The 307-nt window shown below is 43.0% G+C and carries 1 protein-coding gene; it reads left to right on the top strand.

Going from position 1 to position 307, the window contains the following annotated elements; all coding sequences use genetic code 11:
• On the top strand, positions 1–307 hold a 307-nt coding region (locus JO950_RS22140), incomplete at both ends, for a condensation domain-containing protein (RefSeq protein ID WP_202704569.1).

The following is a 307-nucleotide window of genomic DNA, read 5'->3' as shown; positions in this document are numbered from 1 at the left end:
CTTACCTGAAAGGAATCATTGAAATTGAAAACATCAGGCGGGCTATTGAGGCTACAATTGATCGCCATGAGATCTTACGAACTGTTTTCAGGGAAGAGGAATCGGGAGAGATCAGGCAATGGATACTTGAAAGGGAAGATTTAGGATTTACGATCGATTATCAGGACTTTAGAGAAGAAGCTGACAAGCAAGAAAAAGCAGAAGCCTATATCGCAGCCGATTCTTACCGCGTATTTGACCTGGAAAAAGGGCCTTTACTCAGAGCGGCCTTACTTCAGGTAGAGGAAGAGGAATATTGGTTCTACTT

The sequence above is a fragment of the Flavobacterium sp. UGB4466 genome (genome assembly GCF_903469665.1).
Classification (GTDB): Bacteria; Bacteroidota; Bacteroidia; order Flavobacteriales; family Flavobacteriaceae; genus Flavobacterium; species Flavobacterium lipolyticum.
This window is presented reverse-complemented; position numbering and strand designations above follow the sequence as displayed.